Origin of the sequence: Methylobacterium sp. WL7 (genome assembly GCF_008040085.1) — a bacterium.
GTDB classification, from domain to species: Bacteria; Pseudomonadota; Alphaproteobacteria; order Rhizobiales; family Beijerinckiaceae; genus Methylobacterium; species Methylobacterium mesophilicum.
The window spans coordinates 1-13,149 of record NZ_VRVG01000031.1 but is presented as its reverse complement, the minus strand read 5'-3'; the positions used below and the strand labels follow the sequence as shown (position 1 = coordinate 13,149).

At 69.7% G+C, this 13,149-nt stretch carries 10 protein-coding genes and 1 pseudogene; 6 read left to right on the top strand and 5 right to left on the bottom strand.

Annotation, left to right across the window (positions count from 1 at the left end; genetic code table 11):
* Positions 1–288: 288 nt before the first annotated feature.
* From FV233_RS10815 to mutS, 3 genes are all read left to right on the top strand, one after another.
* The gene (locus FV233_RS10815; RefSeq protein WP_147897483.1) at positions 289–1,149 is read left to right on the top strand and encodes an alpha/beta hydrolase; all 861 of its coding nucleotides are present in this window, start codon (positions 289–291) and stop codon (positions 1,147–1,149) included.
* Between the two features lie 333 nt (positions 1,150–1,482).
* Positions 1,483–1,773 (top strand): hypothetical protein, encoded by a 291-nt coding sequence (locus FV233_RS10810; protein ID WP_147897482.1) that lies wholly within the window; start codon positions 1,483–1,485, stop codon positions 1,771–1,773.
* A 149-nt stretch (positions 1,774–1,922) separates the two neighbouring features.
* Positions 1,923–4,637 carry a DNA mismatch repair protein MutS gene (mutS, locus tag FV233_RS10805; protein WP_147897481.1) on the top strand — a complete coding sequence of 905 codons (2,715 nt, stop codon included), beginning with the start codon at positions 1,923–1,925 and terminating at the stop codon, positions 4,635–4,637.
* Between the two features lie 176 nt (positions 4,638–4,813).
* Here mutS and FV233_RS10800 read toward each other — a convergent pair whose 3' ends face one another.
* Together FV233_RS10800 and FV233_RS10795 are read right to left on the bottom strand one after the other, a co-directional pair.
* Entirely contained in the window at positions 4,814–5,257 is a 444-nt protein-coding gene (locus FV233_RS10800; RefSeq protein WP_147897480.1) for a response regulator, read from the bottom strand.
* Between the two features lie 154 nt (positions 5,258–5,411).
* Positions 5,412–6,452, bottom strand: a complete 1,041-nt coding sequence (locus FV233_RS10795; protein ID WP_147856177.1) for a histidine kinase dimerization/phosphoacceptor domain -containing protein — start codon at positions 6,450–6,452, stop codon at positions 5,412–5,414.
* 240 nt (positions 6,453–6,692) lie between these two features.
* On the opposite strand from FV233_RS10795, the gene FV233_RS10790 reads away from it, so the two are divergent.
* From FV233_RS10790 to FV233_RS10780, 3 genes are all read left to right on the top strand, one after another.
* The gene (locus FV233_RS10790) at positions 6,693–8,075 is read left to right on the top strand and encodes an AmpG family muropeptide MFS transporter (RefSeq protein ID WP_147856174.1); all 1,383 of its coding nucleotides are present in this window, start codon (positions 6,693–6,695) and stop codon (positions 8,073–8,075) included.
* 25 nt (positions 8,076–8,100) lie between these two features.
* Complete coding sequence (locus FV233_RS10785; RefSeq protein WP_147897479.1) at positions 8,101–9,039, top strand: EcsC family protein; 939 nt, start codon at positions 8,101–8,103, stop codon at positions 9,037–9,039.
* Positions 9,040–9,263: 224 nt separating this feature from the next.
* The gene (locus FV233_RS10780; RefSeq protein WP_147897478.1) at positions 9,264–9,923 is read left to right on the top strand and encodes an MgtC/SapB family protein; all 660 of its coding nucleotides are present in this window, start codon (positions 9,264–9,266) and stop codon (positions 9,921–9,923) included.
* A 3-nt stretch (positions 9,924–9,926) separates the two neighbouring features.
* On the opposite strand, the pseudogene ilvA reads toward FV233_RS10780, so the two are convergent.
* From ilvA to FV233_RS10765, 3 genes and pseudogenes are all read right to left on the bottom strand, one after another.
* Positions 9,927–11,459: pseudogene (gene ilvA / locus FV233_RS10775) on the bottom strand (threonine ammonia-lyase, biosynthetic); the annotation flags it as partial.
* A gap of 69 nt (positions 11,460–11,528) precedes the next feature.
* Complete coding sequence (locus tag FV233_RS10770) at positions 11,529–11,876, bottom strand: diacylglycerol kinase (RefSeq protein WP_147854338.1); 348 nt, start codon at positions 11,874–11,876, stop codon at positions 11,529–11,531.
* Positions 11,873–12,931: an AbrB family transcriptional regulator gene (locus FV233_RS10765; protein ID WP_147897476.1), complete on the bottom strand. Its 1,059-nt coding sequence runs from the start codon at positions 12,929–12,931 to the stop codon at positions 11,873–11,875. The genes FV233_RS10770 and FV233_RS10765 overlap by 4 nt, the downstream gene beginning before the upstream one ends.
* Between the last annotated feature and the right edge of the window lie 218 nt (positions 12,932–13,149).

The following is a 13,149-nucleotide window of genomic DNA, read 5'->3' as shown; positions in this document are numbered from 1 at the left end:
CTTGAAGACGATGACCACCCATTCTGCAACACCCCGCAATCGGGCCGATACCGAGCGCGCGCCAAGCCTACGGGATGGCGACGGCTCGCCCTATGTCCCCGCCTCGGGATCCTTGCTGCACGGTGCCGCCTTCGTCCTGCTCTGTCTCTGGACGCGGACATCTCCGGATCGGCTCAGGGATCAGTTGGCGACCGAGGCGGGCGCCTGTTCCGCCCTAGGCTTCTGACGGGACGGATGCGCGGCCAACACGCCGCGTGAGCCGTCGGACATGACGGAGCACGGGATCGTATGAGCGAGGTGGTGGGCGTTGCGTTGCGCAGGATCGACCTGCCGGAGGTAACTCTGCACGTGGCCGAGGCCGGCCCGCAGGGGGGTCCGCCGACCATCCTCCTGCACGGGTTCCCCGAGTTCTGGTACGGCTGGCGCCATCAGATCGGAGCGCTCTCAGAGGCCGGGTTGCGGCTCGTTGTGCCCGATCAGCGCGGCTACGGCCTGAGCGACAAGCCGCACGGCATCGCCGCCTACCACCTCGATCGGCTGGCCGGTGACGCGATCGCCCTGGCCGACGCCTGCGGCTTCCGGACGATCCGCCTCGTCGGCCACGATTGGGGCGGGCTGGTCGCCTGGTGGGTCGCAAGCCAGTATCCCGACCGGATCGACCGGCTCGCGATCATCAACGCGCCGCATCCGGGCATCGTCGGGTCGTACATCCGCCGCCACCCGGGTCAGTGGCTGCGCAGTTCCTATGTCGGCCTGTTCCAGATCCCCGTGCTGCCCGAGCGGCTGCTGACGGCGGATCGGTGCCGTGCCTTGCGGCAGGCGCTGACCCGCACGAGCCGGCCCGGGGCCTTCGCGCCTTCGGACCTCGATCGCTATGTCGAGGCCTGGCTGCAACCGGGCGCGATGACCGCCATGCTGAACTGGTACCGTGCCCTGGCGCAGTTGCCGCGGACGGCGCCGCCGCGGGTCCGCGTGCCGACCCTGATCCTTTGGGGAAAACAGGACACCGCCCTGCAATCCGGCCTCGCGGAGGCGAGCCTGGATCTCTGCGAGGACGGGCGGATCGCGTGGTTCCCGAATGCCACGCACTGGCTCGCCCACGAAGAGCCCGCGGCCGTCAACACCGCGTTGCGCCAGTTTCTCGCTTGAACGGTCGCCGGGGCGAACCCGCTCGTTGTCCGGTACGACCGTGTGCTGACGGCAACTCGCCAGGTAACCATGCGTCCGATGCGGTATCGTGCCTGCCACGCCTAATCTCGGTGCACGACCCCTTCGGTTGAGCGATGCTTCCGTCTTAGAAGTTGTAGCTGCGTAATTTCATCATCTCTTAAAGTCGACACTCTCCCCGACACGGACTGGATGTCGGGTTAATCCGATCTGTTCCTGGTTTGCACACAACTTTTTATGAATGAGTCTCGGGAACCTCCCGAGGCGCGAAACATTGTGCAGTGCCTTCTTGAAGTCGGATGGAGTATTTTACAAATGTCTTTTCGTTCACTGCTGACTGCCAGCTTGGTCCTCGGCGGCCTGGTCGCGGGGACGGCGGCCGTGCAGGCCGCCCCCGCGATGCCGCAATCGGGCTTGGCCGGGCATGACATGATCGACACCGTCGCGATGCATCATCACCGGATGCACCGTCATCACACCACGCGCCACCATCGCCGGATGCGCCGCATGAACACGATGCGCCACGGTAATCCGAACGCGAAGAATCCGGCCCTGCGCGGCTATCAGCAGAACCTGGGCAGCACCACGAACGGCCCGCGCTACTGAGTTAGTCCACGCAACCCGAACCACCGCCCGGCGCGTGAAGCGCCGGGTTTTTTGTTCCGCGCGACGGCATCCACGGCGATGATGGCTTCTCCCCAGGCGCATCGCCCGGGACGGCCTGATTCGGCAGACGCACTCTGCTAAGAGGCGCCATGGCTCGTACCGCCGTCCGCCTCCCCGACACGCCGCCTGCCGCCAGCCTCGATCCGGCCGGCGCTACGCCGATGATGGCGCAGTACATCGAGATCAAGGCGGCCAACCCCGACTGCCTCCTGTTCTACCGGATGGGGGATTTCTACGAGCTGTTCTTCGGCGACGCCGAAATCGCCTCGCGGGCCCTCGGGATCGTGCTGACCAAGCGAGGCCGGCACGGTGGCGCCGAGATCCCGATGTGCGGCGTGCCGGTCGACCGCGCCGACGACTACCTCAGCCGCCTGATCGCGCTGGGCAACCGGGTCGCGGTCTGCGAGCAGACCGAAGATCCCGCCGAAGCCAAGCGGCGCGGCCCGAAATCGGTGGTGCGCCGCGAGGTGGTCCGCCTCGTCACGCCGGGCACGATCACGGAGGATCGCCTGCTCGATCCGGCCAGCGCCAACCTCCTGCTGGCGATCGGCCGACGCAAGACTGGGGAGGGGGCCACGGCGTACGGCCTCGCCGCCATCGACATCTCCACCGGCCGCTTCTCCCTGAGCGAGGTCTCGGGTGGCGATCTCGCTGGCGCCATCGCCCGGCACGATCCCCGGGAGATCGTCCTGTCGGAGGCGATCTACGCGGATCAGGCGCTGGCGCGGATCTGGCAGGAGAGCCGGGCCGCGATCGTCCCCCTGGCCCAGGCGGAACTGGAGCCCGCCGCGGCCGAGCGACGGGTGCGCGAGCAATATGGCGTCTCGACCCTGGACGGCTTCGGCAGCTTCACCCGGGCCGAGATCCAGGCCGCCGGGACCGGTCTCCTGTACATCGCCCGCACGCAACTCGCCGCCCGGGCGCCCCTCTCGGTGCCGAGCCGCGAGGAGGCCGGGTCGACGCTCGCCATCGACGCCGCCACCCGCGCCAACCTGGAGCTGACCCGAACGCTCTCGGGCGAGCGTACCGGCAGCCTGCTCGACACGATCGATCGGACCGTCACCGCCAACGGCGCCCGCCTGCTGGCCGAGCGCCTGGCTGGGCCGCTCACCGACCTCGAGCGGATCGCGCGCCGGCACGAGACCGTCGCGTATCTTGCCGAGGACCACGGCCTCCGGAAGGCGATCCGCGAGACGCTGGCCCGGGCCCCCGATCTGGCGCGGGCGCTCTCCCGGGTCGGGTTGGGGCGCAGCGGCCCCCGCGATCTCGCCGCGATCCGGGACGGGCTGACGGCCGCCGCCGGGCTCGGGGCGGTGTTGACGCAGGCCGCCGCGGCCACAACGGAACTCGCCGAGATCGCCGAGGCCCTGGCGGCGGCCGATCCGGCCCTGACGACGTCGCTGCAGGCCGCGTTGGCCGACGAGCTGCCCCTGTCCCGGCGGGACGGTGGCTTCGTCAGGGCGGGGTTTTCCGCGGAGGTGGACGAGGCCCGGCTGCTCGGCCAGGACTCGCGCAAGGTCGTGGCGGCACTCCAGGCCCGCTACGCCGAGGAGACCGGTTGCCGGACGCTGCGGATCAAGCACAACAACCTGCTCGGTTATTTCATCGAGGTTCCGCAATCGGTGGGGGAGGCCTGCCTCAAGGGCCTTCAGCGGGAGTTCGTGCATCGCCAGACCATGGTCGATGCCATGCGCTTCACGAGCGTCGAACTGGGCGACCTGGAGCGTAGGATCTCCGGCGCTTCGGACCGCGCGCTGGCGCTCGAATCCGCGATCTTCGAAGAATTGGCCGGCCGTATCGTCGAACTCTCTTCGCAGACTGCGCGCGTCGCCGAAGCTCTGGCGTCTCTCGACGTCGCGGCCAGCAACGCGGAACTCGCGGTCGAGCTGGACTGGCGGCGGCCCGAGGTGGACGATTCCCTGGCCTTCGCGATTGTCGGCGGTCGTCACCCGGTGGTTGAGGCCGCCCTGCGTCGGGCGGGCGAACCGTTCATCGCCAACGATTGCGACCTGTCGGGCGAGACGCGCGGCCGGATCCGTCTGATCACCGGCCCGAACATGGGCGGAAAGTCGACCTTCCTGCGCCAGAACGCCCTGATCGCCGTCCTGGCTCAGATGGGCGCGTTCGTCCCGGCGGCGTCGGCGCGGATCGGGCGGGTCGACCGCCTGTTCTCGCGGGTGGGCGCCGCAGACGACCTGGCGCGCGGGCAATCGACCTTCATGGTCGAGATGGTCGAGACCGCCGCGATCCTCAATCAGGCGAGCCGGCGCTCCCTGGTGATCCTGGACGAGATCGGCCGCGGCACCGCGACCTTCGACGGGCTGTCGATCGCCTGGGCCTGCCTGGAGCATCTCCACGAGGCCAATGCCTGCCGGGCGTTGTTCGCCACGCATTTCCACGAGCTGACCGCGCTCGGCGACCGGCTGGCACGGCTCGACAACGCGACCCTGAAGGTGGCCGAGCACCGCGACGGCGTGGTCTTCCTGCACGAGGTGGTGCCCGGCATCGCCGAGCGCAGCTACGGCCTCCAGGTGGCGCGGCTCGCCGGGCTGCCGGCCAGCGTGGTCACCCGGGCCGGGGCGATCCTGAAGAGCCTGGAGAAGGCCGAGCGCGGGCGTCCGGCCCGGGCCAAGATCGACGACCTGCCCCTGTTCGCGGCGCTCGCCCCGCCACCGCCGCCTGAGCCGCCGGCCGAGGATCCGATCGGCACGCTGCTCGACACCATCGATCCGGACGCGCTGACGCCCCGGGAGGCGCTGGACGCGCTCTATCGGCTCAAACGCGAGCGGGCGGAGAAGCGGTGATCGCGGTGTAACCGGCGTCTCCCACCACCCCCCTCCGCATCGTGAGGTGCTGCGCAGCAGCCACGAGGAGCCCTCCAGCCGCCCGCGCGATCCCAGGAAGATACCTTCGAGGCCTCCGCTTCGCTCCGGCACCTCACGATGAGGGCGTTTGACGGGAGAATGGGGTCTCCAAAAAATTACGGCGCCGGCGCGAAATGAAAGCCGTCCGGCGCGCCATGCTCCGGCGCGCGGCCGGCCCTGCGGTCGGCGACCCAGTCCAAGATGCTGGCGACGACACGCTCCGAATAGGGCTTGGCGATCACCCCGATGGCGCCCGCGAAGTCGTCCGGGATGCGCTTCGCATTGGCGGTCATGAACACCACAGTGATCCGCGGATCCGCCGAGAGCGCCCGGGCAACCTCGACGCCGGTGGGGCCGTCGACCAGGTGGATATCCACGAAGGCGACGTCCGGGGTGGCCGAGCGCCCCAGCGCGATGGCTTCGGTCGAACTCCCGGCGATGCCGACGGTGACGTGCCCGAGATCGTCCAGCAGGCATTCGAGTTCGAGGGCGATCAGCACCTCGTCCTCGACCACGAGGATGCGGAGCGCAGCGTCCGTGCCGGCGTTCCCGCCCCTCATGCGCTGTCCCCATCCCGTTGCAGGGCCCACTTGCGGATCGCAGATCCGGGAAGGCTCCAGGTTCTTCATCGAGGCTCGACGTGGTCCGAGAGCCGGCACCGGCTTTCGGGATGGTGTTCAGGGGCGCTGAGCTTGAAGCCTTTGAGCCGAAGACTCAAGCCGGCGCCAGGAGCGGGATATCGATCTCGACATGGGTGCCGGGTCCGGCATCGGCCCAGGCGATGGTGCCCCGCAGCTGGCGCACCACCATCTCCACGAGATTGCGACCGAAGCCGGCGGGGTTCGGGGCCGCCGCCGCGATGCCGACGCCGTCGTCGCGGATCGTCAGGCGCATCCCGGCCTCGGTGCGGCGGGCGGTGATCGAGACGCGGCCCTCGCGCGCATCCGGGAAGGCATGGCGCAGGGCGTTCGCGGTCAATTCATGGATGAGCAGGGCGAGCGGTGCCGCCATGGCCGCCGCCACCGAGATCGGCTCGACCTCGGCCTCGACCCGTCGCGTCCCGTGATCGAGACCGGCATTCACGTCGGACAGGAACTCGGCCGCGAAGTCGCCGAGGTTGAAGTGGGTGCAGTCGCCCTCGGAGTAGAGCATCCGGTGCGCGGTCGAGAGCGCACCGATCCGCTCGGCCATGCCCTGGAGTGCGTCCCGGGCCTCCCCCTCCGGAGTACGCCGGGCCTTGAGCAGCATCAGCGAGGAGATCACCTGAAGATTGTTCTTCACCCGGTGATCGACCTCGTGGAGCAGGGCGGTCTTCTGCTCCAGGGCGGCGCTCAGATCGTGGGTGCGGGCCGCGACCAAGCGCTCCAACTCGTCGTTGTTCACCCGCATGGTGAACTCGCGCTCGCGGGTGTGGGTCATGTCGGATTGCGCCGCGTAGAAATACGCGAGGCCGGCCGCGTCGTGGACCGGCGTGATCGTCATCGCGCTCCAGTAGGGCGTGCCGTCCTTACGGTAGTTCAACAGCTCGGAGTTGATCGAATCGCCGGCTTCGACGGCGGCGCGGATCCGGGCGACCTCCGCCTTGTCGGTTCCCGGCCCCTGCAACATGCGGCAATTGCGTCCGACGAGTTCGTGGACGGCGAAACCGCTCAGTTCGACGAACGCGTCGTTGACCCAGGAGATCGGGTTGTCCGGCGCGCGCGCGTCCGTGATCACCATCGGGGATGGCGAACGGGCAAAGGCATCGACCAGCATCGCATGGGGCGGACTGGGCTCGGGGCGGGCACTCAACGCATCATTCCACACTCGATCGACCTGGCTCTGCGATGCGGCGGCACCGATCACGCCCCGCGCATGCAGGACGTGGAGACCACGTTAAGCAGGCATCGACCATGATTTAGGCGCACGGCCCCCCGATTCAGCCAAGACCCGAACGGCGCAAGGCTGCCACGATTTCGCGGGATCAAGGCCATTAAGGCTCAGGAGTTCCATGCCATGGCCAACCCGCCACAGGCTGCGCGCCGCTTTCACCTGCGCGACATCGTCGAGGATCGCCGAATCCTGCTGATGCTGGCGCTCGGGTTTTCCTCCGGGCTCCCGCTCCTGTTGGTGCTCGGGACCTTCACGCTCCGGCTCGCCTTTTCGGATATCGACGTGCGGGCGATCGGCCTGTTCAGCTACGTCGCGCTGCCGTACTCGCTGAAGTTCCTGTGGGCCCCGGCGATCGACCGTTTGAACGTGCCGGGCTTGAGCAAGCTGCTCGGCCGGCGGCGGGCCTGGATGGTGACCACGCAGGCGGCTGTCGCCCTGTGCCTGATCCTGATGGCCTTCTCGGACCCGAAGACCAACCTGGCGCTGCTCGGCTTCGGGGCCTTCCTGGTGGCGTTCTGCGCGGCGAGCCAGGACGTGGTGGTAGACGGCTGGCGCATCGACGCCGCCGGAAGCGACTTCCAGGGCATCCTGGCGGCGACCTCGAACCTCGGCTACCGGCTCGGGCTGATCGCGGCCGGCGCCGGGGCCCTGTTCATCGCGTCCTCCGGGGGCTGGACGCTGGCCTACCTGATCATGGCGGCCCTGATGCTGGTCGGGATGATCGCGGCGCTGCTGGCACCGGCCTTCGACGCGCCCGCGCGGGTGCAGGCCGACGCCACCGGGCATTCCCGGTTCTGGTCGATGCGCCGGGCCGTGCTGGAGCCGCTGACCGAGCTGCACGGCCGCTTCGGCGGGGCGCTGTGGGGCATCCTGCTGCTGGTCGCGCTCTACCGCCTGCCGGACTTCCTGTCGGGCGTGATGGCGAGCCCCCTCTACCGGACGCTGGGCTTCGATCTGAAAGAGATCGCCACCGTCACCAAGCTGTACGGCATCTGGGTCGGCATCGCGGGCGGCTTCGCCGGCGGCTGGGCCCTGGCGCGGCTCGGCCTGTTCCCGACATTGCTGCTCGGCGCCTTCCTGGCTGCATCCTCGCACCTGTCCTTCGCCTGGCTGTCGGCCGGCGCCCCCGAGATCTGGCGCCTGACGGTGGCGATCTCGATCGAGAACTTCTGCGGCTCCTTCGCCGGCATCGTGCTGATCGCCTACATGTCGAGCCTCACCAGCCCGGCCTACGCGGCGACGCAGTACGCGCTGTTCTCCTCACTCTACGCCCTGCCGGGCAAGCTGATCGCGGGCTCGTCCGGCTTCGTCGTGGCGGCGATCGGCTATCCGGCTTTCTTCGTGATGACCTCCCTGGTCGGGATCCCGGTGCTGATCCTCTGCCTCGCGGTCGGACGGCGTGGGCAGCGACAGGACGAAGCCGCGGCGCGGGCGGCCGAGGAGGCGGGGAACCGCATCCCGGCGCCCGACCTTCCTTCCACGGCGCGGGCTTCCGGCACCGCGTGATGCGATCAGATCCAGGAATTTACGGATGAGCACGAGCGACCTCACTCGCGCCGACGCGACGATGCCGGCGCAGATCCCCGAAATCGCTTTGAGCGATGCGGACCTCGCCGCCCTGCGCCGGGCCGTGGCGGTGCTGGAGCGGCCGAGCCTCGCCGCCCGCCTGTCCTCGGCGGCCGGCGCTCCGCTCGACATCATCGGCCGCTCGCTGCCCGCCCCGGTGACGGAGGCGGTCGGCCGCTCCACCGAGGCGGCGATGCGTGGGGCCCTGCGAGTCGCCCTGGCGACGCTGCCGCGCAGGGACGTCGTGCCCGCGGCCGGGACCGAGATCGAAGCGGGCGTCGCCAAGGCGGACAGCCGGCTGACCCGTCTGCTCGGCTCGGGCGACACCAAGCACAAGGCGTTCGCGGCCCTGTCCGGGGCGTTGGGCGGCGCGTTCGGGCTGGCGACCCTGGCCGTCGAGCTGCCGGTCTCGACCACCTTGATGCTGCGCTCCATCGCCGAGATCGCCCGCGACGAGGGCGAGGACCTGGAAACGCCGGAAGGTGCGCTCGCCTGCGTACAGGTCTTCGCGTTGGGCGGTCGCACCGCGGCCGAGACCCAGGCGGGCTCGGCACTGACCGAGAGCGGCTACTTCGCGGTCCGGGCGGCCCTGGCCAAGACCCTGGCGGAGGCGGCCCGCTACGCCGGAAGCAAGACCCTGCTCGACCAGTCGGCTCCTGCCCTGATCCGGTTCACGGCGCAGATCGCGGCCCGGTTCGGCCTCGTGGTCTCGCAGAAGGTCGCGGCTCAGGCCGTCCCCGTGCTGGGCGCCTTCGGCGGCGCCGCGGTGAACACCGCCTTCATGAGCCACTTCCAGTCGACCGCCCGGGCGCATTTCACGGTCCGGCGGCTGGAGCGGGCCTACGGTGCGGCCGCCGTGCGGGCGGCGTACGAAGTCGAGAAGGCGGCGCTCGGGGTCGCCTGAGTGCGAGAAGATCGCGAAATAACCTTGCGGTCGGCAGGATCGATGTCGTCGTAACGAACCGCGTCGTCATTCCGGGGCGCCGCGAAGCGGAGTCCGGAAAGACAGGGTGCGCGATCGAACCTCGATCGAACCCCGGGACCCGCCTTGATCCGCCCTGCCAGATTCTCCAGAAACTTTCCGCGCGAGGCGGGTAGACGGAGGCGATTCTGATCAGCAACGCGGAGATGGTGGCCCGGCTCGCTTTGGCGGCGCTCGCCGGCAGCGTCATCGGGCTGGAGCGCGAGCGGCTGCTCTGGGCGGCGGGCCTGCGGACGCACATGCTGGTCTGCGTCGGCTCCTGCCTGATCATGATCGTCTCGGCCTTCGGCTTCAGCGACGTGCTCGGCACCAAGGACATCGTGCTCGATCCCTCGCGCATGGCCGCGCAGGTGGTGTCCGGCATCGGCTTCCTCGGGGCAGGCACGATCCTGCTGCGCGGCGAGGTCGTGAAGGGGCTCACCACGGCGGCGAGCCTGTGGGGCGTGGCCGCCATTGGCCTGGCGGTGGGCAGCGGGCTCTACGTGCCGGCTCTGGCCACGACGGCCCTGGTGGTCGGCATCCTGGCCGGGATCAAGCCGTTCGAGGAGCGCTGGCGCGAGCGGATGCGGTCGCAGACCCTGCGCATGACCGTCCGCAGGGGCACGATGTCGATCGACACGCTCCATGAGGTCACGGGCGAGCGCGCCTCGCGGGTTCGCCAGTTCACCACCCGCCCGGCCTCCGACCTGAATCTCGACGAAGTCACCGTCACCTTCGTCCGGCTGTCGCGCACGAGCTTCGAGGCGATCGCCACGAAACTGCGCGCGACGGCGGACGTGGTCTCGGTCGATACCGTCGACGGCTGACGGTCAGGCCGCCTCGCCGTCGAGGAACAGCCGGTAGGCCGGGTTCTCGGTCTCGTCTGTGGCCGGGTAACCCAACGCCTCGATCGCCGCATCGAACCGGGCACGCTCGGCCGGCGGCACCGCGATGCCGGCGAGCACCCGGCCGTAATCGGCGCCGTGGTTGCGGTAGTGAAACAGGGTGATGTCGAAGCCGGGCCCCAGCGCGTCCAGGAACTTCATCAGTGCCCCCGGCCGCTCCGGGAACTGGAAGCGGAACAGCCGCTCGTGCGCGACGCCCACCGCCCGGCCGCCGACCATGTAGCGGACATGGACCTTGGCCATCTCATTGTCGCTCATGTCGAGCACGCGGTAGCCGGCCTCACGCAGGTCGCCGATCAGCCCCTGCTTCTCGCGCTTGCCGCCGGCGATGTTGATGCCCACGAAGATCTGCGCCTCAGAGCCCGGTGCGTGGCGGTAGTTGAACTCGGTGATCGCCCGCGGCCCGAGCGCCCTTATAAACGCCCGGTAGGCGCCGGGCTGCTCCGGGATGGAGACGCCGAGCAGGACCTCGCGCTGCTCGCCGATCTCCGCCCGCTCGGCGATGTGGCGCAGACGGTCGAAGTTGAGGTTCGCCCCCGACGAGATCGCGATCAGGGTGCCGTTTCCGCCCTCGCGCTCGGCGTAGAGCTTGGCCCCGGCCAGGCTCAGGGCGCCTGACGGCTCGGAAACGGCGCGCGTATCGTCGAAGATGTCCTTGACGGCCGCGCACATGGCGTCGGTGTCCACCGTGATGACTTCGTCGAGATGCTCCCGGCAGAGCCGGAAGGTCTCCTCGCCGGCCTGGCGCACGGCGACGCCGTCGGCGAACAGCCCGACCGAGGGCAGGCTGACCCGGGTGCCGGCGGCGAGCGCAGCCGCCATGCAGGCGGCATCCTCCGGCTCGACGCCGATCACCTTGGTGCCCGGCCGCAGGTACTTCACGAAGGTCGCGATCCCGGCCGCCAGCCCGCCGCCGCCCACCGGCACGAAGATCGCCTCGATCGGCCCGGTATGCTGCTCCAGGATCTCCTTGCCGATGGTCCCCTGGCCGGCGATCACCTCGGGATCGTCGAACGGGTGCAGGAAGGTCAGGCCCTGCTCGGCCTCCAGGATCTTGGCCTGGGCCAGGGCCTCGTCGAAGGCGTCGCCGTGCAGCAGCACCTCGGCGCCGCGGGCTCGGCAAGCATCGACCTTGATCGACGGGGTGGTGCGCGGCATCACGATCACCGCCCGGGCCCCGAGCTTGGCCGCAGCCAGCGCCACGCCCTGCGCATGGTTGCCCGCCGAAGCGCAGACGACGCCCCGGGCGATCTGGTCCGGGGTCAGCCCCGACATCTTGTTGTAGGCGCCCCGCAGCTTGAACGAGAAGACCGGCTGCAGGTCCTCGCGCTTGAGCAGCACGGGCCGGCCGAGCCGCTGCGTCATCCGCGGCATCGGATCGAGCGGGCTCTCGATCGCCACGTCGTAGACGCGGGCGGTCAGGATCTTACGGATGTAGTCGGTCATTTTCTTGGGACTTGGGGCGCGGGACGCGGTTGGCCGGAGATAGACCTTCGCGCCGCGAGATGCGAGCGGGGGCGGCGCCTGCTAACCCACCCGCTCCACGAGCGCCGCCACCCACACCAGCAAGGCCGCCATCTGCGCCATGAAGGTCCCGGCGGAGGCCAAGTCCTTGACGGTGCCGATCATCGGGTGGTGGCCGGGGTGGACGTGGTCGCAGAGCTTCTCCACGGCGGTGTTGAGGAACTCGGCGGCCAGCATCAGCAGCAGGCTCACCATCAGGGCGACCCGGACCCAGAGGGTCGCGCCCAGCAGCAGGGCCACCGGCACGCCGAGCGCCAGCAGCACCAGCTCCTGCCGCACCGCCCGCTCGGTGCGGGCGCCGTGGCGCAGACCGCGCCAGGAATTGAGGAAGGCGAGGACGAGGGCGTTCATCGGGCGGCGCCCTCCGGGACCGACCGGCTGATCCACTTGGCCAGCAGCGGCCCGGTCAGCAGCACCACGAACAGGCGCAGGGTCTGCACCGCCAGCACGAAAGACACGTCCGCCTTCGAGCCGACCGCGATGATCGCCACGGAATCGAGCCCGCCCGGGCTGGTGGCCAGCACCGCGGTGAGTAGGTCGATCGGCAGAAGGAAGGTCAGGCCCCAGCCCCAGGCGGCGCACAGGGCGATCACCGAGAATGTCGCCGCCAGGATGCCGGGCAGGGCGGAAAAGGTCAGCCGCAGGGTCTCGCGGGTGAAGCGCAGGCCGACATAGATGCCGATGCAGGCATAGGCGAGTTCGAGGATCGGTGCCGGCAGGGACATCCGCACCAGGCCGCTGGCATGTAGGAGACTGCCGAGCACCATCGGGCCGATCTGCGCTCCGGCCGGGACCCGCAGGGCCAGGGCCGCGCCGGCCCCGACCAATGCGACCGCCAGAGTCGCCAGCAGCGAGAGCAATCCGGTCACCTCGGCCGCCCCGGCGGCGGCGCCCGGGACCGGCGCCTCCATCAGGAACCGGGCGGCCAGCGAGGCCGAGAACACCACGGCGGCGACCCGCACATACTGCATGAAGGCCACCAGCCGCGGATCGGCGCCGAAATCCTCGGCCATCGCCACCATGGCGGAGGCGCCGCCGGGGGAGGAACCCCAGGCCGCCGTGGTCCCGGGCAGGACCCGCAGCCGCGTCAGGATCCAGCCCACGAATCCGCTCGCCGCCACGGTGACCAGCACCACGGCGACGATCAGCGGCCCGTCCTCGAACAGGGTCTGGGCGATCTGCCCGGTGACCGCATGGGCCACGAGGCAGCCGATCATCGCCTGTGCGGCGTTGAAGGCGAAGCGCGGCACATGCAGGCGGGAGCCACCGACCCCGAAGGCGATCGCCGCGATCATCGGCCCGAGCAGGAGCGCGGCGGGGAACCCCGCATACAGCAGACCGATCGAGACGGCCGCCGACGCGACGGCGAGGGCGGCCCAGAGGCCGAGGGTGCGGGAGGAGGGCAAGGCGACCGGTGGGGATTCACCCGCACGGATTGCCGGGCGGAGGCGCGCTACACTGCAATCTAGGCCCTGTCACGGCAAAGATTTTCTGGAATGTCGATGTCGGGGCTGGCGACGTCCGGTGTTCATGCAGGGTTGCACGAATACGTTTCTCTCAAGGCGAAGCTATGTCGAGCGCGTAGGGCTCACCAGCCAGCCAATCCCACCCAATCCCCCCAATC

Bases quoted from the DNA above. Each gene is read 5' to 3' on its own strand.
- FV233_RS10795 (WP_147856177.1), bottom strand. From the start codon at position 6,452: ATGCTGGTCGATGCCTTTGCCCGTTCGCCATCCCCGATGGTGATCACG.
- FV233_RS10800 (WP_147897480.1), bottom strand. From the start codon at position 5,257: ATGAGGGGCGGGAACGCCGGCACGGACGCTGCGCTCCGCATCCTCGTG.
- FV233_RS10815 (WP_147897483.1), top strand. From the start codon at position 289: ATGAGCGAGGTGGTGGGCGTTGCGTTGCGCAGGATCGACCTGCCGGAG.
- FV233_RS10785 (WP_147897479.1), top strand. From the start codon at position 8,101: ATGAGCACGAGCGACCTCACTCGCGCCGACGCGACGATGCCGGCGCAG.
- FV233_RS10810 (WP_147897482.1), top strand. From the start codon at position 1,483: ATGTCTTTTCGTTCACTGCTGACTGCCAGCTTGGTCCTCGGCGGCCTG.
- FV233_RS10770 (WP_147854338.1), bottom strand. From the start codon at position 11,876: ATGAACGCCCTCGTCCTCGCCTTCCTCAATTCCTGGCGCGGTCTGCGC.
- FV233_RS10790 (WP_147856174.1), top strand. From the start codon at position 6,693: ATGGCCAACCCGCCACAGGCTGCGCGCCGCTTTCACCTGCGCGACATC.
- FV233_RS10780 (WP_147897478.1), top strand. From the start codon at position 9,264: ATGGTGGCCCGGCTCGCTTTGGCGGCGCTCGCCGGCAGCGTCATCGGG.
- mutS (WP_147897481.1), top strand. From the start codon at position 1,923: ATGGCTCGTACCGCCGTCCGCCTCCCCGACACGCCGCCTGCCGCCAGC.